This window comes from Paenibacillus sp. Marseille-Q9583, from assembly GCF_976954365.1.
The window spans coordinates 51,421-77,734 of the sequence record NZ_CDRJTB010000002.1; the positions used below are offsets into that span (position 1 = coordinate 51,421).

Annotated in this window: 19 protein-coding genes; 15 read left to right on the plus strand and 4 right to left on the minus strand. The window is 44.2% G+C overall.

Annotated elements, in window-relative coordinates; translation table 11 throughout:
* Positions 1–3 precede the first annotated feature (3 nt).
* From ACWNM1_RS02055 to ACWNM1_RS02085, 7 genes are all read left to right on the plus strand, one after another.
* Positions 4–2,406 (plus strand): transcription initiation factor TFIID, encoded by a 2,403-nt coding sequence (locus ACWNM1_RS02055; protein WP_449599484.1) that lies wholly within the window; start codon positions 4–6, stop codon positions 2,404–2,406.
* Between the two features lie 330 nt (positions 2,407–2,736).
* Positions 2,737–4,008 carry a vWA domain-containing protein gene (locus ACWNM1_RS02060; protein ID WP_449599486.1) on the plus strand — a complete coding sequence of 424 codons (1,272 nt, stop codon included), beginning with the start codon at positions 2,737–2,739 and terminating at the stop codon, positions 4,006–4,008.
* Positions 4,009–4,030: 22 nt separating this feature from the next.
* Complete coding sequence (locus tag ACWNM1_RS02065) at positions 4,031–4,672, plus strand: beta-mannanase (RefSeq protein WP_449599488.1); 642 nt, start codon at positions 4,031–4,033, stop codon at positions 4,670–4,672.
* Positions 4,673–4,756: 84 nt separating this feature from the next.
* Positions 4,757–6,019: a TRAFAC clade GTPase domain-containing protein gene (locus ACWNM1_RS02070; protein WP_042124368.1), complete on the plus strand. Its 1,263-nt coding sequence runs from the start codon at positions 4,757–4,759 to the stop codon at positions 6,017–6,019.
* Positions 6,016–8,976 (plus strand): GAP1-N2 domain-containing protein, encoded by a 2,961-nt coding sequence (locus ACWNM1_RS02075; RefSeq protein ID WP_449599489.1) that lies wholly within the window; start codon positions 6,016–6,018, stop codon positions 8,974–8,976. Before ACWNM1_RS02070 ends, ACWNM1_RS02075 begins: the two co-directional genes overlap by 4 nt.
* 207 nt (positions 8,977–9,183) lie before the next feature.
* Entirely contained in the window at positions 9,184–11,763 is a 2,580-nt protein-coding gene (locus ACWNM1_RS02080; RefSeq protein ID WP_449599491.1) for a DUF4430 domain-containing protein, read from the plus strand.
* Between the two features lie 210 nt (positions 11,764–11,973).
* Positions 11,974–13,680, plus strand: a complete 1,707-nt coding sequence (locus ACWNM1_RS02085) for a methyl-accepting chemotaxis protein (protein WP_449599493.1) — start codon at positions 11,974–11,976, stop codon at positions 13,678–13,680.
* A 74-nt stretch (positions 13,681–13,754) separates the two neighbouring features.
* On the opposite strand, the gene qoxD is transcribed toward ACWNM1_RS02085, so the two are convergent.
* The 4 genes from qoxD to qoxA are packed head-to-tail and all read right to left on the minus strand — an operon-like array spanning position 13,755 to position 17,620.
* Entirely contained in the window at positions 13,755–14,048 is a 294-nt protein-coding gene (gene qoxD, locus ACWNM1_RS02090; RefSeq protein ID WP_179281646.1) for a cytochrome aa3 quinol oxidase subunit IV, read from the minus strand.
* A gap of 1 nt (position 14,049) precedes the next feature.
* Positions 14,050–14,646 carry a cytochrome aa3 quinol oxidase subunit III gene (gene qoxC, locus ACWNM1_RS02095; RefSeq protein WP_449599495.1) on the minus strand — a complete coding sequence of 199 codons (597 nt, stop codon included), beginning with the start codon at positions 14,644–14,646 and terminating at the stop codon, positions 14,050–14,052.
* Complete coding sequence (gene qoxB / locus ACWNM1_RS02100) at positions 14,643–16,586, minus strand: cytochrome aa3 quinol oxidase subunit I (protein WP_042185110.1); 1,944 nt, start codon at positions 16,584–16,586, stop codon at positions 14,643–14,645. The genes qoxC and qoxB overlap by 4 nt, the downstream gene beginning before the upstream one ends.
* Before the next feature lie 38 nt (positions 16,587–16,624).
* Positions 16,625–17,620, minus strand: coding sequence for a cytochrome aa3 quinol oxidase subunit II (qoxA, locus tag ACWNM1_RS02105; protein ID WP_449599498.1), 996 nt, complete (start codon positions 17,618–17,620; stop codon positions 16,625–16,627).
* A 484-nt stretch (positions 17,621–18,104) separates the two neighbouring features.
* On the opposite strand from qoxA, the gene ACWNM1_RS02110 reads away from it, so the two are divergent.
* From ACWNM1_RS02110 to ACWNM1_RS02145, 8 genes are all read left to right on the plus strand, one after another.
* Positions 18,105–19,226, plus strand: coding sequence for a polysaccharide deacetylase family protein (locus tag ACWNM1_RS02110; RefSeq protein WP_449599500.1), 1,122 nt, complete (start codon positions 18,105–18,107; stop codon positions 19,224–19,226).
* A gap of 211 nt (positions 19,227–19,437) precedes the next feature.
* Positions 19,438–20,208, plus strand: coding sequence for an amino acid ABC transporter substrate-binding protein (locus tag ACWNM1_RS02115; protein ID WP_449599502.1), 771 nt, complete (start codon positions 19,438–19,440; stop codon positions 20,206–20,208).
* Between the two features lie 29 nt (positions 20,209–20,237).
* On the plus strand, positions 20,238–20,897 hold the full coding sequence (locus tag ACWNM1_RS02120; RefSeq protein WP_149646444.1) for an amino acid ABC transporter permease: 660 nt from the start codon (positions 20,238–20,240) through the stop codon (positions 20,895–20,897).
* 15 nt (positions 20,898–20,912) lie between these two features.
* Entirely contained in the window at positions 20,913–21,665 is a 753-nt protein-coding gene (locus ACWNM1_RS02125) for an amino acid ABC transporter ATP-binding protein (protein ID WP_449599504.1), read from the plus strand.
* A gap of 169 nt (positions 21,666–21,834) precedes the next feature.
* Entirely contained in the window at positions 21,835–22,224 is a 390-nt protein-coding gene (locus ACWNM1_RS02130; protein WP_076283874.1) for a GntR family transcriptional regulator, read from the plus strand.
* Complete coding sequence (locus ACWNM1_RS02135) at positions 22,217–23,119, plus strand: ABC transporter ATP-binding protein (RefSeq protein WP_449599507.1); 903 nt, start codon at positions 22,217–22,219, stop codon at positions 23,117–23,119. Before ACWNM1_RS02130 ends, ACWNM1_RS02135 begins: the two co-directional genes overlap by 8 nt.
* Positions 23,094–25,118: a hypothetical protein gene (locus tag ACWNM1_RS02140; RefSeq protein ID WP_449599509.1), complete on the plus strand. Its 2,025-nt coding sequence runs from the start codon at positions 23,094–23,096 to the stop codon at positions 25,116–25,118. The genes ACWNM1_RS02135 and ACWNM1_RS02140 overlap by 26 nt, the downstream gene beginning before the upstream one ends.
* A gap of 367 nt (positions 25,119–25,485) precedes the next feature.
* Positions 25,486–26,289 carry a nucleotidyltransferase domain-containing protein gene (locus ACWNM1_RS02145; protein ID WP_449599511.1) on the plus strand — a complete coding sequence of 268 codons (804 nt, stop codon included), beginning with the start codon at positions 25,486–25,488 and terminating at the stop codon, positions 26,287–26,289.
* Positions 26,290–26,314 lie beyond the last annotated feature (25 nt).

Sequence of the window (26,314 nt, forward strand, 5' to 3'; positions counted from 1 at the left end):
CCTATGATCAAAACACTGGCATTATCTTATGGTGAACAATATGCGGTACAGGAAGAGGCACAGCGCAGTAAAGGGGATGGACGCAGCAGCATCCATTACCCTGCCCTGTTTCTGTTCGTAGGCGACAAGGTTGCTCCGGCCATCGGTCCGGTGCTGGATAGCTGCGAACGAAAATGGGATAACGCCGGCGGTGTTATGGCATTACATGCTGTGTCAGGCACGAAGAGTGAGGACACAGACAGAAGTAAGAAGGGCTCTGATGCAGGTGGAAAAGAACGGGTGCTGGCCATGGCCTTGCCGGATATGGCAGGGTCAGATCCACGCACTGTGCGTCATGAACTTTACCGCAAGTTTCATGAGGATACACGTTATCTTGCTGAAATGAATAAAGTTATTCGGCGGCTGAGCAACAGTATAGCGGATTATGGACGGCTATATTCATCTTTTGACGTGATCCATCTCTCTATCATTACGCGGGTCGATGACCCGCTTAATGTATTGTTGCCAGAAATTACACTGCTGACTCGAGCAATACTCAGCCAGTCCTTTAAGTCGGTACAGACGGATCTCTACGCTTTAATCAATGAGCGGGAGCAAGGGGATAATTTTGGATATTCCAGCTCAGTAGGGCTGGCTTTTCTGCGTGAATTGGACAGAATGCAAGCTACGGACTATACGTTTAATGCACCGCTGCTTGTAACCGAGGATGGTCTGTCGATTCCAGTGAGTCATGGTCCTTCCGCTTTATTTGACCTTGTGTATCTGCTCTCCGATAAGAATGAGCGCGGCATGATGTCGGCTCACGGCATGGATGATAACTATGAGATCATCTCCCATATTAGCCTACTTAAGAATCGTGTCCGCCCGACTTCTGATCAAGCTACAGGACACGGTGGTTATAACAATATGACCTTCAAAAGCGGTATTAGAGGTAGCACAGGAAGACAAGGCTACGCCTCCGCAGGCTTTTCTGGCGTGAGAAGGCCTAATGTCCAAATTGCCTTGGCCGTGCTGTATCACGCCTTCCGGCGTCTTGCAGCGGATATGCGTGAGGGTAGTCCATGGACTATGCGCGAGCGTCAATCTCTATTAGGGCTGGATCCTGACCGTTTGCGGGAGCATAGGGCGCAGCTAGTCCCGGAGAAAGACGGCCTTAGTGAAATGACGGGGCTAATGAGCCATGGACGTCCGTCCTACAATGAGCTGAAGCAGTTATCACTTCGTGAAGCTGAACAGCAGCTGTTCGGTGATGGGGGCGAAGCTTATTTCCGTAATAATTTTGTCGCAGAGTCTAACCGGAGAGTAGAGGGTATTCATCCTCTTCGTGGATGGCGCACCCTATTGGCGGCACAGGAAACAGCTACGCCAGCAGTAACATTCTATCAGCTTGCGGAGTGGACAGCTGATCGCGATGAGGGTGGCAGTGTGCTGCATGCTTTGCGTCAGCATATGACAGGATTGCGTTCAGCACTTGTCTCTGCACAGGATGAGCTTGAGGATCTTTATGCGGAAAGTGTGGAGCGCCAACCGTTCCAGCGTGTGCCGCTTTTTGACAAACGGACGGTACGCAACTTCATTTATTACTTATTCTCTGCGGTATATGGCAAAAAATATGAGCTATTATGTATGGAAAGTGAGCTTGCGCTATGCAGTCGTTTGGAATCTGCGCTTGAGCAGCTTCACGTGGAATGTGTGGCCCGTGTGAAAGCTATGGAGACGCTCGAAGAAGAGTTACGTATTACTGTGATGGACAGCGTTGGGCGGACGAACGAAACGACTGGCCAGAACGTGATGGAATACTATCGAGTTGTCACAGAAGAAGTAATGAAAGAGATCGAGACCCGGCGTGGGTCAGGAATATTCTTTAGTGACAAGTACATGGGTAGCATTTCTAAGCTTTTAGAGCAAGGCAAAGAAGCGGTAGCGGAGCGTTTGATTGGCATTTGTCAGCGGGAAATATTAACGGCTGATCCGTTTGCTCTATCTTTCGAAGAAGAATTGCTGCGGCGTGCAAATGTTGCGGCTGCTTATGAGAACCGTCAGGTTCTATCCAAGGAAGAGTTGTTCAAGCGTCTGTACCATAATCTGGAGGATAGCGCGACGATCAATGTTCGTCTGTTCGAATACACACAAGAGCATCGTCATGAGGAAAAATATTTCTTCGGAGACAGCGCATCTGAATTCCTGCGCTATGCATTTGGTGTGGATGAGACGACCCGCATCTATCGCTTAGGCTTCGTGCATGAACAGCGCAGGAGCGGAGTGGAGAAATTAAATCTGATGGGTGGTTTCCATCTAGAAGACCTGCTCTATTACCGTAATGGTAAGGTTTATTATGAAACCTATGCTCAGAATGGCTATCAGCTTCATGGGGTGAGTGAAGAGCAGCTTCCCGAGATGCGCTGATGGCGTAATAGATGGGTACCCTCACTTTGAGTCTCTTTATTGCACTTTGTGCAATAGATTCATCGGATATAACCTTTAATTAGAGTTCTGTTGTATTTGATACAATTAGTTTAAGTAGATTTCTGGAATAGGGACATTTCTCCTTATTTCCAATGCACATTATGCAATAGAATAGAAATAGATGTTTCTTTTATTCCATTCTATTGCACAAAGTGCAATCTGGGGGATGATTACACATCCGGGCAGCCCGTTAATCGGGCTACATAACCCCCAACAATGTTAAGGCCATAAGAGTATAATTCAGGTTTCTCCCGGAAAGGAAGTATAACGATGCAGAGAAAAATCAATCTGCTCCTGCTCTTCTTCAGTCTGATCGGCGGCGGGGTCGCCTTTCTTTTTGGCGAGTGGCTGCTAAGCTGGTACAACGATCTGCCTTCCATCTTGCTCGTTGGCATTTATTTTGCCATAGTAGCACTCGGTATCGGCATCGGTTGTCTGCTTGCAGAAATGATCTCGCCACGGCTGAACGGAGCCTCGTGGAAGCAGCGCTACCTAGGTTTATCCTGGAAGCTCCTGCCTCTGATGATTGTCCTTGCACTTGGAGTTGGAGCATTAACAGAATTCGTTTATGAGCTGAATTTTGGCGGTGCTAAACCAGTTAAAAATGTTGTAATGGCTATCGATGACTCTGGCAGTATGGCGCAGAGTGATCCTGATAACAGCCGTTATTCAGCCGCTAAGGCGTTAATTGCGAGAATGGACAATGACAATCAGGTATCGGTAGTGACATTTAACCACGAAGCTGTAGTCGTCCAGCCGTTAACACCACTCTCGGATTCGCAGAATCGTGAGAAGGTGTTGACTGCCATTGATAATCTGCAACCAACTGAGGGTGGGACGAACATTAGTGGTGCGATCTCGGAAGCACTTAAGGAGATAGACAGTGACGGCAGAAAAAATCAAGGCGCTATGGTCATCTTGCTGTCGGACGGAGTGAGTAATTTCGACACCTCACGAGAATTACAGACCTATATAGATCGTGGCATTGCCGTAAATACCATTGGTCTGGGGATGCAGGATCCTGCCGGTACCCAGTTGCTGCAGGATATTGCGAAAATAACGGGCGGTCACTATTATGATGTGACAGATACGGCTCTTTTGGGTGATGTATTCCAGCAAATCTATGATCGTTTGGGAGATCGGACATTGCTTACGGTGCGTAGTGATGCTACGGCAGATAGTCCATACTATGCTGCAGTTCGTATTTTGTCGCTGATGCTAATCGGTGCTGCACTTGGACTCGGTCTTGGTATTATGTTTGATAACCGTCATTTAGCAAAAAGCTTCGGGATTGGCGGCGTAATCTCAGGGTTGTTCGCAGGGCTTATTCTGGAATTTGGACTTAGCGGGCACAATTTCACTGACGGCCTAATTCGCCTCCTTGCTGTTCTTATATTGGCTGCAATCATCTCATTATTTACAGGTGTCATTCCGGTAGGTGAAGGACGTATTTACCGTAATAGAAGAAATAATGCAGCTCCTAATCCACCGTCAGAAGGTTTTCCTGATCGACGGAGAAATCGGAATAGCAAAGGATTCTAGTAGTTGAAAGGGGTTTACAGTGATGAGGTACGCCGAGGATAATGCTTCCGCTCTGGTAATAACGGATGTGACATCTCAAGTGGATGAACGGTTCTGTACGTTGAGATGGCGCTGGCCGGACGGCGTGCAGGCGGTGTACATCCATAAGACCTCCGCAGAAGAGGCTTCCATTGGCACCGGGGATATTCCTCCGGTCGGAATGAAGCTCTACACTCGTGAGGAATACAAATCTAACAATGGATACCGTGATCGATTGGATGAGATCGGCCTAGTCTCCTATACCATATACGCTCGCCTTGCTGAGAATGGAGAGACGCTGCTGGTGAGGCAAAGTGACGGTGCGAACCGTGTGCTGGTCAGTGCAGGCAAAGCCAGAATCTATTATTCCATTCAACAAAAAAGAGGATTATTCGGAAAACAAAAGACCGTACATATGGCGATTACGGCAGAAGTTCCAGTGGCTCGAGATGTCCTCTGTTATGTTAAGAAACGGGGAGGACATCCGGCAGGGAAAGAGGATGGTATTCTCTTTCCCTTTGTACAGGATTTCGCCCCTGGACGCAATGTACTCCCGCCGATTGAGATCGGTAAGGATGATTTTGTACGCATCTTTTTCACCGACGGTCCTAAGTATGGGCTTTATTACGAGCTGGTGCCGGAGTAAGATCAGTCTATGCGTACAAGCGAGGGTTGGACAATGCCTGTCCATAGCAAGATACGCAGATACAACTTTTGGGAGGATGAGTAGATGTCTTTTTTTAGCCGTTTTATGAAAAAGAATCAGCCGGAGCCAAGGCCGCTTTTTTATGATATTGTGTGTCCGTATTGCTTCACTAAGTTCTCTCCGGAGGATGTAGTCTTTCGGGCTATGCATAGCCGAGAGGACGATGAGAATTACGCGCTGGGCGAGGATGATGCCTTGAATAAATACCGTGAGCGCTTTGGGCTCGATACGGTGGATGACATAGAAGCAATCATTAATCCGGCGGATATTCCAGAAGAATACCATCATTATACCGATCATGTGTTAACAGGGCTTACGGATCGTTATGGAGTGCTTACACGCAGACGGCTATGTCCATCCTGCCATAACGAGCTGCCTGTGACTGCAGGTAAGGTTCCAAGTAACATTATCTCGATTATCGGAGCTTCCCAAGTCGGGAAGTCGGTATACATGACCGCGCTGATTCATACCTTGCAGCATACGACAGCAGGTCATTTCGATGCCGCTTGTATGCCGCTCAACGCGGAGATTAGCCGTAAGTTCCGTACGCTCTATGAAGAACCGCTGTTTGAACGCGGGGATCTGCTAGCTTCCACACAGAAGGAGAAAATGCAGGAGCCGTTTATCTTTCAATTTGTTTTTAAGGATGAAGAAAAGCCGCCGCTGACACTTGTGTTCTTTGATGTAGCGGGTGAGGGCATGGTGGATCAGGATTATCTCGGACTACACGGTCAACATATTAAGAACTCTGCCGGTATTCTGTTTATGGTCGATCCGCTGCAAATCCGTTCGATCCGTGAGAAGATTCATATTAACATCGGTGATCGCCCGGGCGAATGGGTCTCGCAATATGACGAGCCGCGTGATGTTGTGCTGACGATGTTCGGTGATTTTATCGCTTATCAGGAAAAGAGCAAAACTGACATTCCAACAGCAGTCGTTCTTGCGAAAAGTGATATGCTGCATTCACTGAAGGATGAGGATGGCGATTACATCAAGTCCAACAGTAATGTGTTCAATAACTATGTCCATCGCAAAACATTGAATATGGATGAATTCCATAACATCGACGGAGAAATCCGCAGATTTATTGGTAAGGTGGACAGACCTTTTAAAGATACGATGGATGTGTACTTCTCAAATACGGGCTATTTTGCAGTATCTGCGTTGGGCAGTAATCCTGTGAATCAGAAGATTGAGGGTGTAGTAAGCCCGATTCGTGTAGACGAGCCATTTATTTGGCTGCTGCATAAGCTGAAGTATATTGAGGGGAGCGACGGCCCGTGAATGTTTTCTCAGGGTCTAAGATCGCCCAACAAATGTATACCCGCGAACGCCGCGGATTATTTCGTGCCACTGAAGGTTTTGATACAGTAGCGAAATCGGACAGTCTGGACAATAATTTTATCAAAAAAACACTGCATCCCTTCTGTCTCTACGATGCTCCAGCAGAGCTGGCCGCGCGTGGGGAGAAGGATGAGTCTCTATATCCTAGTGCGCTGCACCTGTTCCATGCAGAGAATGGCGACACGGTTATTGGGACGAGTCGATATCAAGCAACGGATTTTACGGGCCAGCGCAGCGCTTTTTTTGCACATAACTTTATAGTTCCTGCCTCACGTTCAGAGGAGATTATTCAGAACTACGGGGACTATCTGCATGCTGATTTCGCAAACAGTTATGAAGGAGAGCTGGGCGGAACCTTGCCGGAGCTGTCAGCTATTCCAGTTATACGTACGGATCGTCGCCCTGATCCTATAGCGGGTTTACGCTTGTTAGGGATTAATGAAGGGATATTTAAGGCATTGCTGCAAGCGGTGATGCTCTCTGTGGCAGGTAAGAAAAAAATCTATATCGCTCTAAATGTACCAATTACAGAGGTGTCCGCACGTGCGGTGGAGCTTACAGAAATTTTATATAGCGTACTGCCGTATGAATTCCGCCGCAGATTAGGCGTGATTACGTATGCGAACGAGCCGCAAAGCCGTAAATATATTCATCTTAGCTTTGTAGAAAAAGGTTCGCTCCGTCCCGGTGATCGCAGCATCGAGAAGGACTTCACATTCGATTTGGTTTCAGGTCGGATGGGGAATGTAGATTTTGGCGAGTCCCGTCAGCCGTATGCTGATCTGGCTTGGAAGCTTTTACTTCTGAATCCAGGGGATCTCGACGATTTTGTAAGTTTTGCCGATCAGATCCTGCGTGGAGAAAGTCCTGAGCATAAACTATCGCTCGCTCTCTATAATGAGTTAGCCGTATTTTATGAGATTGAGCAGGGGAATGAGCACTTATATACAGAGAACAAGAGCGCGGTGCTGAGTGGTTTGCTCTCTTATCTTAAAGCGGAGGGTGCGATTCATTCCAGAATCCGACTGAATGATATTTTCTTGGAGCGGTTCGACAGAGAATTTGATTTAGTCCGGCAAAGGAATGTCCCGGATCCTGCAATTATGGAGTGCTTTAAGGATTATTTTGTGCTCAAGGATCATAATTACAAAGTCAGAATCGTTGATTATTTCATTAATGGTATGCTTCATAGCGTGGAAGCGGGACGCAAAGATGTTCTCAATGCAGCTTACGGTATTATTGAGAGTAATGATGAGCTAAGTGTTGCTTTTTTTCAACGGGTAATGTCTGAATCGTATTTCCGTAAGCAGCTATTAGAGCCTTATATGGAATCAAGACTAGTTGCTGCATCTAGATCTGTGGATATTTTGAATTTCGTACTCCATTGGGGCCGTTTTCTACCGGCTGCATTAGAGCAACCTTTTGCTCAGGATGCAGTAAGGGATTACTTGCTAGAAAAGCTACAACTGGAAACTGATCCGGTTGCTGCGGTGGCGGAACTTCATGGCACTGTAGATAAAGCGGAAAAAGATCGACGTAGAGGGACAGGCGTATCTCCTAAAGTACTCTCGCTCATGCAGGATCTGGCAGCATCTGCAGACAGATTCTTGCTGAACCGGCTGTCCCTTACTGAAATGACGCAGGAGGACTTACTGGAGGTTGTTTTCTTACGTTATGGCAATGTCGTGAATTGGCAGCCGCCACTAGATAGAATTAGCAAGCAGAAAGAAAATGCACTCCGCGCTGCTTATCGCTGGTTTGGTGAAGAGAAGCCGAATGAAGAGATTTTTGCAGGCTTATCTCCTAAGGAATTGGATGATGTACAACTGCTCGGTCGCCGTTTACTGAAGGAAGCTCGAGTGCTAGAGCCTTTTGAACGTCTGCCTCTAGCTTTCTACTACACCAGCCAGCGCGAGGGTGGTCCACTGGATTATGACGCACTCTTGGAATTAGTAAAGCATAAAGCCGGTACCGATAAGGATGTTATCTATCGATTCTTTGCATGGTCTCAAGGAAATTCTTTATTTACGATATCGAATAAAAAGCTTTATCCGGGTTACCGCCGGGCGATTCTGAAGTATTTCCAGAGCAGTGACCGCGAAGCCTTCAAGAATCGTGAGTTCCGTAAAAGCTATGTTGCTACAGCACGGCCTGCTCTTCAAAATGTGTACAATGAAGCTCGCTCCCTGCTCGCTTCCCCGCTGGCGCGCTGGATCAGCCGCAGTCGATTTCGACTTCTGATCTCCGGTTCCATCACGGGCATTCTAGTAATTATCGCAATTATCGTATTCAGTATGCTGCGTCCGGATGATTCAAAGACAGCTCTGCCGGGGACAAGCCCTGAGCCGACACCCGTTCAGAGTGCAGGCAATGAGCTCCCTCCGGCTTCAGTATACTTGAAGGATCAGAGCGTTGAAGGAGATAAGGGGAGCAGCATACTGGTGTTCATGTTTGCCAAAGCTGATGATTGTGTGCAATTTAATCCGACGGAGATTAGTCTGATGACTTCATCCAATGTGGTGGATAAGAGCTTTAAAGTCGCTGCTAGCCATGGAACTTGTCCAGTTCCGTCAGCGGTTGCCACAGGCACTACTTCTGAAACGGCTGAAGGTGCGGACGCTGCTAACGCAGGAGCCGATGCCACACCGTCTCCAACACCTTCATCTGATGCGGAGAATAACACAGTTGATCCATCTGCGACAGCTGTCACAGAAGGGGTACAGCCATCCTATCAGGTGGAGGTTACCTTAGAACCGGGAGCGACCATCGTAGAGAAAAGTATGATCAAGGCGGGAAGATTTACATTGATTGTAGATCCCGCTCCAAAGGATACACTGGGTGTTAATTCAAGTGCTGAACCTTCTCCTACTGCAAGTCCGGAAGGAACAGCTGAATAAAGGAATTTCTGAACAGCAGGACAATACCGAAAGGTTGGTTCTGCTGTTCTTTTTTTGTTACTCATACAAAGCTTTTCTATAGACATGCTATGTATTAATAGATATGATTATGAAAATAAGGTTATACCGCCCTTTATAGGGGCGGTCTTTATGTTGTGCGCTCTTATTTTATGTAGTATCCATTCCTTTATAGAAAGAGGTTGAACAATGAAGAAAATAGTCACCTCCAAGTTTTTTGTACTTGGACTGGCCATATTCATGGTCATTTCAATTTTAGGAACATCCCTTGCTCCGGCAGGAACCATCTTCGCAGAGGCAGGTGTTAACACCGGACTAGATGAATCTAGCGATGCAGCTGCTCCGGCGGAGCGAATTAATGTTGCGGATGCGACCTATACAGCTGCAGAATTTATTCTAAAGGGTGGCGTGCAGTCGGATTGGCAAGCGATTGGGCTGGCTCAAGCGGGATACAAACTGCCAGCAGGTTACCGTCTTGCTCTTGAGAAAAAGGTGAAAGATGCAGAGGGGAATTTCGCGAACGTAACGGATTATGCGAGAATCGTACTCGCAGTAAGAGCGGTAGGTGCTGATCCTACCAACTTTGCTGGAAGCGGAACAACATCTGGCTATAACTTAATAGAGAAGATCTATAACCATGACAAAATCAGTGGACAGACACTTAATCATCCAGTATATGCTTTGCTCGCACTGGACTCTGGTAAATATAACATTCCATATAACGCGAAATGGACAGCGGATAAGCTCATTGCTGAGATTCTCTCCAAGCAAAATCAAGATGGCGGCTTTGCCTTAACGACAGGCGCTAGTGAGCCAGATATTACAGCGATAGCTTTGACCGCTTTAGCGGCACATAAGCGTAATCCAGAGGCTTACACAGCAGGGCTACAAGCCGTATCTTGGCTATCTGATGCTCAGGATAGTCATGGAGGTTACGGAGATAGTGCTGAGAGCGCTGCACAAGCTATTCTAGGTCTCACATCCTTCGGTGTAGATCCAAGTGGATTAGAATATACCAAGAATAAAGTGAATCTGATCGGTAACCTGCTGAGCTACCGTCTAGCTGACGGAAGCTTCGCTCATAGCCGTGGCGGAAGCAGTAATATTCTAGCTACTGAGCAGGGCCTTCAGGCGCTTGTAGCCTACAATTTACTCTATAAAGGCAGTAACAGTAAGTTATACGATTTTTCTAAGTCATCCGTTCAGAATGCCTTAATCTATGCACCTGTTACTGTAGAGGGTCCTACGAGTACTTTAGCACAGGGATATGGATATGCTAGCAACGTGCTTGGTGCATTAGACAAATTGGCTCTTCAGACGAATTTGCCGATCACGAATCCTTCCGGTGCATATGTTACAGGAATTGGAAATATTCCCGCCGGAAGCTACGGAGGCTATGACGGATGGATGTATGCCGTATCCCGTAACGGTCAATGGATCAACCCTGATGTTGGAATGAGTGATTTTGCGCTTAAAGATTCAGATCAGGTTCTGGTTTATTATGCTGGAGATGATACTAAACTTGTAGATTCGGTAACGGTGTCCAAAGCAAGCCTTAAAGAGGGCGATTCTTTTACTGTAGTAGTGACTAGTAAGACATGGAAATGGGACGCTGTAACGAATACGTCCTCCCCGGTAACTGCCAAAGCTTCTGGCGTTCAGGTCCAAATTGGAAATCGCATCGTAACAACAAATGCTAAAGGCGAGGCGCTATTCTCAGGGAATGTTCCAGCAGGTGATTACAAGCTGACTGTAACAGGCTATCGTGAAGGAAAAGCGCCATCGATTGCTAAATATACTCAAGACCTAAAGGTAATTCCTAAGAATGTAACGGCTTCACTTACCGTTGAGGGTCCGCAAGGAATGATCGGTGAGGGGACTTTAAAGGCTTCCAATGCGTTTGAAGCTTTGCAGCAATTGGGGTTATCCAATGTTTTTAAAGTAGATATCACGAAATCGTCGTATGGTAATTTTGTATCGGGCATTCATGGAGTTACTCAAGGCCTTTATGATGGCTGGTGGAGCTTTGTAGTATGGCGTAGCGGTGAGTGGATCTATCCAAGTGTGGGTATGGACGCTTTTGAATTACAGGAATCCGACCGTGTTCTTGTATATTATGCCGGAGAAACGACACAGGTTGTTGATACTGCGGTTGTATCCTCTGCACAGCCGAAGCCGGGTGAAGCCTTCACAGTAACAGTTTCTCAGAAAAAATGGGTGTGGAATAAGGATACCTTTACTTCCGACCCAGTGACTTCTCCAGCCGCTGGCGTGCAGGTCTTGATCGGTGATCAGAAGGCGATCACAAATGCTAAAGGTGTAGCTGCATTTGACCAAGGTCTACCAGCGAATACCTATACGATCATTGTTACCGGATATGCTAAAGATAGTGTGCCTAGTGTGGCGCGTTATACTCAGTCACTAAACATTGCATCAGATGTTATTGCGCCTGTTAAAGCTACGGCTACCCTTTCAGTCGTTGGGGATAACAAGAAGGGTACGATTCTGAACAGTACAACAGTATCGCTAAAAGAGGGTGAAACGGCTTATAGCTTATTGATTAGTCAATTGGGCGATAAGGTAGTATCATCCGGGAACGCTGGAAGTAAATACGTGAAATCTATAGATGGTTTGTCCGAATTTGATGACGGACCTAGCAGTGGATGGAAGTATAAGACGAATAGAGATGCTGATCCAAGTATCAGCGCGGACAGCTACATTTTAGAGAACGGTGATATATTGTATTGGTACTATTCATCGGGTGAATAAGTACGATTGATTATTGTTAGGCGGACACTACGATTCGGAGTATTAGCGGATCGAGTGTCCGTTTTTTTGTTTTCGTTCGTTGCATTATTTGACAACAGAAACTTTTTTTCGACATTTTATTCATGTTTTTATTTAAAAATCATCACACTATTCGCCTTTCTTACCGATAAAAGTAGATAGTTAGTAAGATCATGTGAAGGCGGAATGCAGATGAAGAATATGAAAGTGAAATTCAAAATTGGGATTCTATTGGTATTTTCTGTAGTCATGTTGAACATTGTGGGGGTAACTGGCTTTATCACCATGGACAAAATGGCCCAAAAAACAACAGAAACGTATAATGAAAACTTATTGCCTGTTTCTTACGTGGGACAAATGCGTACAAACAATCGGGCCATTGAAGCTTTTCTCTTGGAGCGCATGATTAGCGTCGATGTAAACAAGAACAAACAACTGAAAGAGAGTATTACGAAGAAAGTTCAGGAAAATAATAATCTTTTGAACAAGTTGAAGACCGTCCAGTACAATGATAGTGCGGTAGTGAGTAAAATAAAGGACTATGAGTCTTCCTTAACAGACTATCGTGCACAAAGGGATAATATTATTCAGGTTGCGGATAGCAAAGGTAGCAAAGAGGCCTTTCAAATATTCACAGGTGAGTTTAGTAATTCTCGTGAGAAAATGATCAATATGCTTAAAGGAATAAGCGATTCGCTGCTAAAGGGAGCTGAAGATCATAATTCAGAGTCTACGGCCACCGCTAAGAGTATGAAGACTAAAAGTATAGTGTTGATATCGTTCTCTTGGATTATTTGTATCGTGCTTAGTGTTGCAATCATTCGACTGATTACGAAACCTCTTAAGGAACTGCAAGGTTTAATGAAGCGGGCGGAAAATGGGGATTTAACCGTGATAGCAACGTATACCGCCAAGGATGAAATCGGCCAAATTAATAGCTCTTTTAACAATATGCTGGAGAGCTTACGGAAGATGATGCAAGGCATTGCGGAGAGTGCAGAATTGTTATCAGCCTCATCGCAGGAGATGAGCGCTAGCGCTGAGCAGACCTCGTTGGCTTCGCAAATGATCGCCGAAGCTTCTGGAGAGATTGCAGCGGGGTTTGATGAACAGACGGAAAGCATTAATCGTACTTCTCAGTCTATACAAGCTATGACCAATAATATTTCGGCTGTAGAAAGCAGCAGTTTTGAAATGTCCGACCTTATGGGAGTCGCTTCTGGTTCAACAGATCAAGGGGTAATCGCCGTAGATAACATCATTGAACAGATGAAGGAAATCGACTCTGGCGTAACTCAGAGCCAAGAGATTATCAGTAACCTTGGGCAGCTGTCTCAGGATATAAATACAATTATTACTACGATTAACGGAATTGCAACACAAACGAACCTGCTGGCGCTTAATGCTTCTATTGAAGCAGCGAGAGCTGGAGAACATGGACGTGGCTTTGCTGTAGTTGCTGGAGAAATTCGGGGCCTTGCAGAAGCGACGCGAAACAGTTCACTGAAAGTAACAGATATTATTACGCATATTCAAAAGCAAACTGAAAAGGCAGTAGAATCAATGGCTTTCGGCTCTGAGCTAGTCTCTATCGGCGTAGCTCAAAGTCAGCTCGTATCTCAAGCGTTTCATGAGATTCAAAGTTCTATTAAAGAAGCTACGCTGCAAACGGAAGAGATTAGAGAGGCGGTTGCGCATGTCTCCCTAGAGTCACAAGGTGTAGCGGCAGCAATGGAACAGGTCAATGCAATATCCAATAAAGGGGCAGTAGGTGTTCAGGACACCAGCGCAGCTAGTCAGCAGCAATTGTCTGCTATGGAGGAAATGTCCGCATCAGCTCAGTATTTAGCAGTGCTGGCGGAAGATCTGCAGAAGACTCTAGCACGATTTAGATTATAACGTGAAATGAAAAAAAAGGACGTTCCAGAGCCATTTAGGCTTTGGAACGTCCTTTTGTGTATTACTGAATGGAGTTAAGCATACCAGCCCCATACGAAGATGAAGAGCGTACCAAAGATCGTAACTAAGCCAACGAATAAGGCATAGGCGATATTGATGTAGAGTTCTTTCTTGGTATCAGCTGATTCTCCAATATGCATGAACAGGAAGAGCTGCAGGGAAGCCTGAATGAGCGCTGTAATAAGCAGGATAGCCATGTTCGCACTATTAGATAGATCAAGGTAGATTACAGCAAGTGCAGCCACAGAAAGGACAAGAGAGGCTAAGAAACCCATCACATGGCGAATTGGAAACAGTTGCTTCATCATGCTACATCAGTCCTTTCAGATAGACGAAGCTGAAAATAAAGATCCAGACAACGTCCAAGAAATGCCAGTACAGCGAGAAGATAAAGGATTTATTGGCCGTAGCCGGAGTAATACCTTGACGCTTCAACTGGATTAAGATAGCCGCACCCCACAGGAACCCGAACGATACGTGAGCTCCGTGTGTTCCCAGCAGTACAAAGAGACTGGAAAGGAATCCGCTGGTTTGAAGTGTAGCCCCTTCGTGAACATAAGTGACAAACTCCATGATTTCAATACCAAGGAAGCCAAGACCCATTAGTAGGGTTAGTCCGAAAAAGACCATCATAGCTTTCTGGAAACCATGCCGCATAGCATGAACTGCAAGACCGATCGTAAATGAGCTTGTCAACAGCAGTAATGTTTCGATCATCACTGGACCAATTTCAAAAAGGTCCGGCCCGCTAGGGCCGCTGGCGAAACGGTCTACCATTACAAAGTAAACAGTGAACAACGTAGCGAACAGTGCAATCTCTGCTCCTAGAAAGACCCAGAAGCCAAAGATTTTATTACTATTCTCTTCTGTTGAGTATTCAAGCGGCTTAGACGCATCTATTTTCATATTGTCTCACCCCGCAATTTCTTTTCAGTAGCAATAACTTCTTCTGCAGGGATGTAGAATCCGTGATCCCGATCGAAGGACATAGCAGCTAGAACGATGAGGATACCTACTCCAGAGAGGATGGCTGGAATCCAGAGACTGAATACCAGAGAGAATCCTGCAATGAAGAAGATAACACCCAGAATAAATGGTTTGCCTGAATTGCTAGGCATATGAATCTTAGTAATCTTGTCTTCGTATAGAGGTACATTGTCTTGTTTAGAGAACCAGTAGGCATCGCGTGTTTTTACGGTTGGAACTACTGCGAAGTTGTAAGCTGGAATCGGACTTTTCGTTGCCCACTCCAGTGTACGTGCATCCCATGGATCTCCATTTGTATCTCTTGGTTCATAACGTGTACTCCAGTAGATGTTATACACGAGAATTACAAATCCGACTGTAAGACCTATCGCCCCTATGAACGAGACCATACTGAGCGGACCAAATCCGGTATCCGCAGAATAAGTGTATTGTCGACGTGTCATTCCCTTAAGTCCGAGAAGGAACAATGGGAAGAACGATACGTTAAAGGAAATAATAATCCACCAGAAGGCATGTTTACCAAGACGTTCGTTCAAACGGAAGCCGAATACTTTAGGGAACCAGTAGTGGAAACCTGCGATAACGGCGAATACTGCACCTGGAATGAGAACGTAGTGGAAATGCGCTACCAGGAACATTGTATTATGGTACTGATAATCGGCGCTGGCCATAGCCAGCATGACACCTGTTACCCCACCAATTGTAAAGATCGGGATAAAGGCTAGCGAATATAGCATCGGCGTCGTAAATGATATTCGCCCTTTTCGTAAGGTGAATAGCCAGTTAAATATTTTCACACCTGTTGGAACGGCAATGGCCATAGTAGTAATCGAGAAGAAACTGTTAACCATAGCGCCTTGACCCATTGTATAGAAATGGTGAGCCCATACTAAGAAGGACAAGAGGGAGATGATCAACATACTAAAGACCATGGATGTATATCCATACAGGTTCTTTTTGGAGAAGGTGGCGATAATTTCACTATAAATACCGAAGGCAGGTAGTACAACGATATATACTTCTGGATGTCCCCATACCCAGAAAAGGTTGGCCCATAACATATCCATACCGCCGTTGGCCATCGTGAAGAATTGAGAGCCGAATAACCGGTCGAACATCATCAAAGCGAGCGCAACCGTAAGTACTGGGAAAGCGAATACGATAATTACGTTCGTGATTAGCACGGACCATGTAAACATTGGCATTTTCATCAGCTTCATACCAGGAGCACGCATCTTCAGAATCGTTACAATAAAGTTAACGCCTGTGAGGAGTGTACCGATCCCCGATATTTGTAGCGCGAGCGAGTAGTAGTTGTTACCCACCGTTGGGCTGAACTCTATACTTGCTAGTGGGAAGTATGCAGACCAACCAGCATCTGGTGATCCCCCGATAACAAACGAAATGTTAAGCAGCATTGCTCCGAAGAAGAAGAGCCAGAAGCTGACAGCGTTAAGACGCGGGAAGGCAACGTCTCTGGCACCGATTTGTAGCGGTACGATAACGTTCATCAGACCGATAATAAACGGCATGGCCATAAAGAGGATCATGATCAAGCCGTGTGTTGTAAATACCTCGTTGTAATGCTGTGCGTCAAGAAATTTCATGTCTGGGGCTGCGGTTTGCAGCTTCATCATAATAGCGTCAACGCCGCCGCGGAAAAGCATTAGTAGCGCAGCAAGGATATACATAACCCCGATACGTTTGTGGTCAACGGTAGTTAACCATTCGCGCCATAAATATCCCCATTTTTTAAAATAGGTTAGGCCGACGATAATCCCGATTGTAGCTAAAACAATACTTGCCATAGCCCCGTAAATCAGGGGTTCGCCATGGACCTTAAATTTATCCCAATCCATTAGGAAACGCTCCTTTCAAGTTGCTCAATTAACATGGACTAATGTCCTTCATGTGTAGTGCTCTGTTCATCCAGTTCTGGATTAGGTTCACTGTTAAATTCTGTCTCGCTAGATGGTGCAGGAGACGGATGAATTTCTTTATTATCCTGATGTTCCATAGTTCCATTATCCATATCCATTTCTTTACCATTATTACTCATATGGTCGCCATGGTCTCCTGGAGGAGGGCTAAAGGATAAGTGAGTGTTAGTGTATGTTTTGCGTCCGACATATTCCATTTTCAAAAGATTTTTGAATTCGTCTTCTGTTAATGGACCTGCTGTTTCTTTAACGTCTTTTACCCATTCTTGATAGTCCTTATCAGTCATCGCAAGGGCTTCGAACTCCATGTGGGCAAAACCCTTACCATTAAAGTTCGCATTTCTTCCAGTATAAGAACCTACAGTATCCGCTGAAAGATGCAGAGTGGTAAGCATGTCACTCATCGCATATTTCTGTCCTCCCAATTGAGGGATCCACAGACTTGAGATCGTACCGAAAGAGTACAATCTGAACTCAACAGCGCGGTGAACTGGAATGTTCACGTAGTTTACGGTTTCAATACCTTCCTCTGGATAGCTGAAATGCCATTTCCAGTTGGAGGAGGAAGCGTAGATTACAAGCGGTTTCTGATCTTTATAATCCGCTGCAACGTTTTCTACATCTACTGTCGTTTTGACAGTGACCACGGAGAGGAATGCCACGATAATAATCGGGATTATAATCCAGATGGCCTCCAACCATTTGTTTCCTTCCTCGTGAGGAGGAATATAATCTTCGTTACTTTTCTTAGCGCGGTACTTCAAAAGTACAAAGACATATAAGATGTAGACAACTGCTAGAACACCGAGCATCATAACAATGGAGAGGATGATCGTGTCAGACAGAGTTCTCGCAGCCGGCCCCTTCGGATTCAGAACAGCGATTGAACTGCATCCTGGCAAGAGTAAAATTAGGCTGAGAAATAAAGCGTATAACGGTCCCTTTTTGTTCATGCTTAAGCTCCTTCCTTCAATACTTCTATTAATTAACCCTCATCATTACCTTCATATATAGTAAGAACTAATGAGAAAGAAAGCAAAAGACTTATTTTTCCATATGAGCCATAATAGACCTTAATAATGGCGATCAAGTTAAATATGTGTGATCAATTTGTTACAAGTTCCTAATGATATGATAAAGATCACTGTAGCCACGCTGTTTAATGGTTATTTATTTCTGTTCAAACTTTGTTCAATAATTTACTAAAGTTGCTAATTTGGACACATATATTTTGTGCAAAATGATTGGAATTTAACCATTTATTGTTGGTGTGGCAGGATTTGGCCGAAATTCGTGTTTGATGAATTTTGTCGAAATATCTGCAAGCCTTAAAAAGGGTAACAAATTATTCTGTATTAAGTTACAATCTCTCAAATTTCTATCTATTAATCTATGATAATGTTATAGGTAAATATACGAGATGGGAGATTTTTTGAGATGTTTAAAAAGAAAGTGTGGCTATTATTTATAGTATTATTCGTATGTACGGGTTTGGTACGAGAGATAGATACAGTGAATGCAGCGGGTGCGGCAGGATCCCTGAAATTAGGGGTGAACGATAAATTAACTAAAATTGATGCAGTGTCGATAAAGGATACATATTATGTTTCACTGCGTGATTTGTCCCTAGAACTGAATCTGAATCTTACCCCTCAGGGTGTTGGAATTCATGTTCAAGGGAATAACGGTTCCATCGAACTGCTGAATGATCACGCAACGGCTCTTCTCCCTAATGGAAAGACTATTCCGCTGAAAACATTTGTGGAAAATGGTAGAACGATGGTTCCTGTGAAGATGACCTCTCATCTTGGATTTTCAATTTCATTTAAGCCAGCTCAATCTTTATTAAGAGTATATAATTCCGGGGCTAAATTAGATGATGCTGCATTCGTAAATCAACATAAAAAGGCTTTGCAACAAAATGTACCTACAGGGACGACAGGTACAAAGGGGAAAGTCGTATATCTTAGCTTTGATGATGGCCCATCCGCTACAACCTCTCAACTACTTGATATTTTGGCGAAGTATGATGCGAAGGCAACCTTCTTCATGTTAGGAAATAACATGAACGCACACGCGTCTCAAGTGAAACGCTTAGTGAAAGATGGACATGCACCTGCTTTGCACGGCATGACACATGTGAAAGATAAATTTTATGCTTCTCCAGCTTCTGCGTTGAAAGAGATGAATGACGATAATGCAATTCTGAAGAAGATTACAGGTCAAAGTACAACGCTGATTCGTACACCTTATGGTAGTAAGCCTTATTTAACAAAAGCTTATAGAGATAAGATACTAACTCAAGGGTACCATCTGTGGGATTGGAACGTTGACTCTGAGGATTGGAGATATAAGAACGATAGTAATTCCATTTATAATACGGTTATGAGAGAAGTTCACGGTCTGAAGAAGAGCAGCCCAGTGATTCTAATGCATGATCAAAAGGCTACACTTAAAGTTCTTCCACGCATCCTAGAGGCGCTGAAGAAAGAAGGCTATGCGTTTCATATTATTACTTCAGATATGGAGCCTAACAATTTTTGGAACGATAAGCGTTAAATCTGATAGTGAAATTAAATCATTCATATTGTTGAGGCGGCAGATTTGATCTGTCGTCTTTTTTTTGTTGTCTGAAATCTTTGTAGATTTGACACATGTAGACTTCTCTAATCTATCGACGTAGTTAATTTGTCATGTTATCATGATACTCTGATAACGTATTAGCGAACTAAAGCACACAGCGCTGTGTCAACGATGGGGGATAAAAGAGATGAAGAAAAATGCACTTTTAGTTTTATTAATGATCATGGTTATTGCAGCCTTATCAGGCTGTTCGTCTTCTGGGAGCAAGGATGGGAAGCTGGTGATCGGGATTGATGATAAGTTCGCTCCGATGGGCTTTAGAGATGAGAACAATGAAATTGTTGGGTTTGATATCGACTATGCCGGAGCTGCAGCTGAGAAAATGGGCAAAGAAATCACTTTTCAGCCTATTGACTGGTCAGCTAAGGAGTCAGAATTGAATAGTGGACGCATTGATATGATTTGGAATGGTTATACCATCACAGATGAACGTAAGGAAAAGGTATTATTCACTAAGCCCTATCTTGAGAATAGTCAGGTTGTAGTCGTATTAGCGGATTCCTCTATTTCAAAGCTTGAGGATTTGGCTGGTAAAGAGGTAGGACTTCAAAGTTTATCCTCCGCTGCCGATGCATTAAATGCTAATCCGATTAAAGACCAAATTGCTAATCTGTCGGAATTTCCGGATAATGTGCTAGCGCTCACAGATTTGAAGACTAAGCGCCTGGACGGTGTAGTCATTGATGAAGTGGTAGCCAGATATTATATGTCAAAAGAGCCTAATACCTTTAAGCTACTAGATGAATCGCTTGCTCCTGAGCAGTACGGTATTGGAATCAAGAAAGGCAATGAGGCACTACTGGAAGAACTTCAAAAGGCTTTGGATGAAATGAACAACGACGGAACGGCTGAGAAGATCTCCACGAAGTGGTTTGGTGAGAATAAGGTATTGAAATAGAAGGTCAATATACAGAGTTTATTGGAGAAATGAAAATGGATTATATAATACAAATTTCCGGGCCGATGTTAGAAGGCGCGCGTACAACTATTTTATTGTTTCTTATTGTTATTTTGGTGTCGATTCCGCTCGGGTTCCTAGTCACTTTGATGGCGAAGAGTGTGATCAAGCCCGTGGCTTGGATTGCACATACCTATATCTATGTCATGCGGGGAACACCACTTTTACTGCAATTGTTATTTTTTTGCTTTGGTTTACCACAGATTCCGGTGATTGGGCAATATCTGGTCATGGACCGCTTCGTTGCGGCGAGTCTTGGATTTATTCTTAACTATGGGGCTTATTTCGCGGAGATCTTCCGTGGGGGTATGCTCTCCATTGATAAAGGGCAGCATGAAGCAGCCAAAGTACTCGGACTGAGTAAATGGCAAACGCTGCGCAAGGTAATTCTAGCTCAAATGTTTAGGGTAGCCTTGCCAGCTGTGGCCAATGAATCGATTTCCTTGGTCAAAGATACGGCTCTGCTGTATGCCGTTGCTGTACCTGAGCTACTGAACTATGCCAAAACAGCAGTGAATCGAGACTTTACTGTAACCCCCTTTGTAGTGGCGGGAGTGATTTACTTACTGATGACGCTGGTGCTTACTTTATTCTTCAAAGCACTGGAGAAACGTTTTAAATTCGAGTAGAGGGACTGTCTGAATATGAGTAACATGATAGAAGTAAGTGATTTACAGAAATCCTTCGGCAATTTGGATGTGTTGAAGAAGGTTAGTTTCAATATCCAGGCGGGAGAAGCCGTCGCTGTTATCGGGCCTTCAGGTTCAGGTAAGAGTACGATGCTGCGTAGTCTAGTACATCTAGAGGAAATTACGGATGGAAGCATCTTCATCCAAGGCAAGCCGCTCGTGGAGAATGGAAAATATGCTAGTGGAGCAAGTATTCGTGAGATCACGGCGTCCATGGGAATGGTGTTTCAACACTTTAATCTATTTCCACATTTAACGGTGCGAGGCAATCTAGAGCTAGCTCCAAGGATGTTGAAACGGGAGAGTGTGAAGGATATTACAGCTAGAAGTGAGAACTTACTTTCTAAGGTAGGACTTGCTGAAAAAGCGGATGTGTATCCTGCAAAGCTGTCGGGTGGACAAAAGCAACGGGTTGCTATTGCGAGAGCGTTAATGCTCAATCCTGATATTCTATTGTTCGATGAACCTACTTCCGCACTTGATCCTGAACTCACGGGTGAGGTACTACGCGTCATCCGTCAACTTGCTGAGGAGAATATGACGATGATTGTTGTCACTCATGAGATGAACTTTGCTCGTGATGTGGCTGATCGTGTGATTTTCATGGACAACGGTGAGATTATGGAGTCTGGAACACCAGAGCAGATTTTTGATCATCCACAGCAGGAGCGCACTCGAATTTTTCTGAATCAAGAGACGAGAGTATGAATAACGCCTCAGGCTAATAAAGTGTCTATTCATGAGAAAAAGTCCCCACAGTGTTTTTATAACTGTGGGGGTTTTTGCGTTGACATAAAGATTAAACTGTATTAATAATAGTAGTACAGTTAATACACATTATCATGGACTAAGGGAAGACAGTGAAAGGAGGATGGTTATGTTCGAATTGGACGTTCGCAGTCGCAAACCGATTTATGAGCAGCTGACCGATAAGGTCAAGGAGATGATTTTACATGGTATTTTGCAGACTGATGAACAACTGCCTTCGGTAAGGACATTATCCCAACAGCTAACCGTGAATCCCAATACGATTCAGAAGGCTTACCGTGAATTGGAACGTGAGGGGTATATCTATTCACTGCAGGGGAAAGGGAGTTTTGTAGCCCCAATGAAAAAAGAACAGAATGAGATTAAAAAAGCCGAAGTGCGTGCTGAGTTGCTTAGACTGATGGCGGAAGCGGTATACCTTGGGTTCACCGCAGCTGAAATTAGTTCATTGTATGAGCAAGTGGAGAAGCAGAGAGAAGGAGGGAAGAGTGATGATTGAGATTCGAGGCGTCAGTAAGTTTTTTCAAGGGGAGAAGGCAGTGGACGATATCTCTTTAACGGTACGTAAAGGGACGATTTATGGGCTGCTCGGCTCTAATGGCGCGGGTAAAACTACGCTGCTGAAGACCTTGGCAGGCATTTTTTCTCCAGATAAAGGGACCGTGAAGGTGGATGGTGAAGCGGTATTCGAACACCCGACGACTAAGCAACGGGTTATTTTTATGCCGGATTCTCCTTACTTTTTTCCGCAATCCACCATGCTGCAAATGGCAGCCTTCTATCGCTCGATCTATCCGAGCTGGAATCAGAAGCGTTTTGATGATTTGGGGACCGTGTTTCAGCTCGATAAAAAGCGTAAGCTTAGTCGTTTCTCCAAAGGGATGCAGCGGCAAGCGTTATTCTGGTTATGTTTAAGCTGTATGCCAGATGTGCTTATTATGGATGAGCCGATTGACGGGTTAGATCCGGTAATGCGACGCCAGATCAAAAACCTGCTATTTCAGGAGGTTGCTGAACGCGAGCTGACGGTAATCATTTCTTCACATAATCTTCGTGAGATCGAAGATCTGTGTGATCATGTTGGGATTATGCATGGTGGGAAGATGCTGATTGAGAAGGACCTGGATGATCTTAAGGCGGATACACATAAGATTCAAGTGGCCTTCCGAGATGAGCGGCATGAAATTCCGTTAGCAGCGAAGCTGCAAATATTACATCAAGAACGCCGGGGGAGCGTGAACCTGTACATAGTAAAAGGAGATCGTGAACGGATCAAAGCGGCTTTTCAGGTGTACGAGCCATACGTGTTCGATTTGCTTCCATTGACTTTAGAAGAGATCTTTATTTATGAAATGGGGGATGTCGGATATGACGCGCAGCCGATACTACTTTAATAGCAGTATTATTCGCCAGAACTTCCGCCAGCATGGCTGGATAGGGATTATATATGCACTTGGCCTAATGTTCGCACTTCCATTGCAGCTGTTCATGAGTATCGATCCAAATGCAAAACCGCAGGAAATCGATCATTTATTCCGCATCTCTGGTAATGTGCAAGCATTGTTCATTATTACGATCCCTGTTGCTGCTGGACTCTTTTTATTCCGATACCTTCAGGCAAAATCTCCATCAGATCTATGGCATAGCCTGCCTTTACGCAGAGAGCATTTATTTACGGCTCATCTGACGAGTGGACTTACCTTACTGTTGATACCGGTTTGGTTAACTGCAGGGGTGGTTGCGGTTGTTAAGCGATGGAGTGGTAATTTTTATATTTTTCAGGGCGCAGATATTTGGCAATGGTGTATCACAGTTAGTATTCTGACTTTGTTCCTCTTCTGCTTTAGTGTTTTTGTGGGAATATGCACGGGCCAATCTATTCTTCAGGGAATTATCATTTATATATTGCTTATTCTTCCTGTTGTACTGATCTCATTAATCAATAGCCATTTAGTCATGTATCTCTATGGTTATGCAAATGCAAATGTAAACTTCCGTGATTCTAGTTTGCAGATGTGGTCTCCGTTTGTTCATATCGTGTATTATTTTACCGGCAAACCATTTACCAATACAGAATTGTGGATTTATGGAGTATTGTCCCTTTTATTTATTGGATTATCCTACCTGTTATACCGTAAACGTAATACGGAAAAAGCGGGTCAGGCTATTGCTTTTGGATATTTCAACCCGCTGTTTAAAGCAGGGGTTATGTTATGTACTATGCTTATTTCCGGGAATTATTTTGCACAAATGAAGCAACAGCAAATGGGCTGGGTAATTAGTGGATATGCCATTGGAGCCATTATCGGCTATGTTGCTGCGGAAATGATTATCCGGAAAACATGGCAGATTATGACGCGTAAAGTGTTAGCAGAGTTTGCGGTTTATGCAGTAACGCTGGGGTTACTTCTGTATATCCCGGTATCAAGTGTTACCGGGTATGAAGCTAGAGTACCTTCCGGTGATAAGATTAGTGGTGTGTATATGGGATCTAACTACCGTTGGTATACCCCCACGGATGATTTGTACACTACTACACCCTATATGGGGCAGGACCCTTTTTCCGATGATAAAGATTATATAGAAGCTGTCCGTAAACTTCATCAAGCGGTAATTGCGGTACGTCCAGAACATACCTCACAACAATACGCTTATGAATATTTTACCATCGCTTATCAATTGGAGAATGGTCACAAGCTAGTGAGAGAATACTGGATTCCTAATAAGGGGTTTGAATCAGAGCTCAAGGTGGTTAAGGATACCGAAGCTTACAAGTATGAAAAATATAATTTAGCTCTCTTAGACAAAGACCTGGATTATATGTGGGTTACTAACAGGAATAAAAAAGTAGCCATCTCTGATCCTCAGGAAATTTCAGAGCTAAAAGAGATTATCAAACGCGAAATTTCGAATATGTCCTACGAAGTACAGATAGATAAGGACGGTATTCCAGATGTGGCTACTATCCAAACAGAGGTAAAGGTAAAAGAGGAAAGTGATCGGCCATCTTCAAGTTACGGTTATTATTATCCTTGGAAATCATCTTTTTATGAGTTGGAGAAGTGGATGAACGAAAAAGGCTATGCCGATAAAATACGAATAACTGCTGAAGATATCCAATCGGCAGAGATTGTAAAAGACGACTTTATGGATAAGCAAACACCTAAGAATCCTACGAGTCCTGAACAAAGAGTAGTGCTTGCACGTGAAAAGAATCGTACAGTTGTTACGAAGGATAAGGCACTATTAACGGATATTTTAGATCATCGTTTCAATTATGGCGTTGAGAATGGCAACTACATTGTGAAGTTGCTGTATAAGGAAGGTTATAGCGATTTCGTAATGTTAAAAGCATCGGATATGACGCCTGAACTGAAGGTATTACTGAAATAAGGTAAGAATAAGGAGCGTAGAAGATTACAGAGGAAGACTACTGGTTGACAGAAACTGGATAGTTGGATTATGCTTTTGGAGATATGTTAAGGATGAAATGGTACTGAATAAAATATAATTTGACTTGGGGGTAAGGACAGATGAATAACAATATGAATCATCAGCCATCGTATAATGCTTATCCATATTTGCGTCCATCTGTTACCTTGGCTTACAGGTCAGCCTTAGAATCAGTGTATTCATTTCCGGTGAATCAACAACGCTATATTAACCGGTAAGGAGTTCTGTATTTAGGTGAAGCCCGGCCATGGACGATGGAGTCCATGGTCTTTTTTGCATATTTAGAAGGTTTAAGGGAGGGATTAATATGTCGGAAATACATCGATCGATCATTCAGCAGCTTCGGACCATTGAATCTGAAGAACAAGTCCGCATTTTGTATGCGTGTGAATCGGGGAGCCGGGCTTGGGGATTTCCATCCAAAGATAGTGATTATGATGTTAGATTCCTATACATACGGAGACCTGAGGCGTATTTATCTATTTTTGAGCACAGGGATGTAATAGAGCGGCCGATCAGTGACATGCTTGATATTAACGGTTGGGACTTGAAGAAGGGGCTTAATCTATTTCGGAAATCTAATCCGCCTCTGCTGGAATGGTTAGAATCACCGATTCGCTATGAAGAAAAATACGCTGTAGCCGAAAGTATCCGTGAACTCTCGCCACAAAGCTTTTCGCCAAAATCATGCATTTACCACTATTTGAACATGGCGCGAGGAAATTACCGGGATTATCTGCAAGGCAGCGAGGTTAAAATTAAGAAATATTTTTACGTATTAAGACCACTCTTAGCATGCGCTTGGATTGAAAAATATAACGAAGTGCCACCGCTCGATTTTAATGTTCTTGTACAGGATCTGATTCCACAGGGTTCTGAACTACAGGAAGCTGTGCAGAATCTGTTATCTCGTAAAATGTCTGGTGATGAACTAAATCTGGAGCCACGCTTGGATGTGATCAACATGTACTTGGAGGAACGGATTGCTCATTACGAGGCGGTTGCTTCTGCTTTTGAACAGAGTGTTGGTGTTATGGATGAAGCGTTAGATATCTTGTTCCGGTCAGCACTGATAGAGGTCTGGGGAGAAACGGGGCAATGGAGCTGGTAAATCCGCAGTTCAATAATGGTTAAGG

What these genes read in the sequence shown, in the direction of transcription:
- qoxB (WP_042185110.1), bottom strand. Translation starts at nt 16,586, where the DNA reads ATGGATTGGGATAAATTTAAGGTCCATGGCGAACCCCTGATTTACGGG.
- ACWNM1_RS02055 (WP_449599484.1), top strand. Translation starts at nt 4, where the DNA reads ATGATCAAAACACTGGCATTATCTTATGGTGAACAATATGCGGTACAG.
- ACWNM1_RS02065 (WP_449599488.1), top strand. Translation starts at nt 4,031, where the DNA reads ATGAGGTACGCCGAGGATAATGCTTCCGCTCTGGTAATAACGGATGTG.
- ACWNM1_RS02145 (WP_449599511.1), top strand. Translation starts at nt 25,486, where the DNA reads ATGTCGGAAATACATCGATCGATCATTCAGCAGCTTCGGACCATTGAA.
- ACWNM1_RS02110 (WP_449599500.1), top strand. Translation starts at nt 18,105, where the DNA reads ATGTTTAAAAAGAAAGTGTGGCTATTATTTATAGTATTATTCGTATGT.
- ACWNM1_RS02085 (WP_449599493.1), top strand. Translation starts at nt 11,974, where the DNA reads ATGAAGAATATGAAAGTGAAATTCAAAATTGGGATTCTATTGGTATTT.
- ACWNM1_RS02120 (WP_149646444.1), top strand. Translation starts at nt 20,238, where the DNA reads ATGAAAATGGATTATATAATACAAATTTCCGGGCCGATGTTAGAAGGC.
- qoxD (WP_179281646.1), bottom strand. Translation starts at nt 14,048, where the DNA reads ATGATGAAGCAACTGTTTCCAATTCGCCATGTGATGGGTTTCTTAGCC.
- qoxC (WP_449599495.1), bottom strand. Translation starts at nt 14,646, where the DNA reads ATGAAAATAGATGCGTCTAAGCCGCTTGAATACTCAACAGAAGAGAAT.
- qoxA (WP_449599498.1), bottom strand. Translation starts at nt 17,620, where the DNA reads ATGAACAAAAAGGGACCGTTATACGCTTTATTTCTCAGCCTAATTTTA.
- ACWNM1_RS02130 (WP_076283874.1), top strand. Translation starts at nt 21,835, where the DNA reads ATGTTCGAATTGGACGTTCGCAGTCGCAAACCGATTTATGAGCAGCTG.
- ACWNM1_RS02080 (WP_449599491.1), top strand. Translation starts at nt 9,184, where the DNA reads ATGAAGAAAATAGTCACCTCCAAGTTTTTTGTACTTGGACTGGCCATA.
- ACWNM1_RS02060 (WP_449599486.1), top strand. Translation starts at nt 2,737, where the DNA reads ATGCAGAGAAAAATCAATCTGCTCCTGCTCTTCTTCAGTCTGATCGGC.
- ACWNM1_RS02115 (WP_449599502.1), top strand. Translation starts at nt 19,438, where the DNA reads ATGAAGAAAAATGCACTTTTAGTTTTATTAATGATCATGGTTATTGCA.
- ACWNM1_RS02070 (WP_042124368.1), top strand. Translation starts at nt 4,757, where the DNA reads ATGTCTTTTTTTAGCCGTTTTATGAAAAAGAATCAGCCGGAGCCAAGG.
- ACWNM1_RS02135 (WP_449599507.1), top strand. Translation starts at nt 22,217, where the DNA reads ATGATTGAGATTCGAGGCGTCAGTAAGTTTTTTCAAGGGGAGAAGGCA.
- ACWNM1_RS02125 (WP_449599504.1), top strand. Translation starts at nt 20,913, where the DNA reads ATGAGTAACATGATAGAAGTAAGTGATTTACAGAAATCCTTCGGCAAT.
- ACWNM1_RS02140 (WP_449599509.1), top strand. Translation starts at nt 23,094, where the DNA reads ATGACGCGCAGCCGATACTACTTTAATAGCAGTATTATTCGCCAGAAC.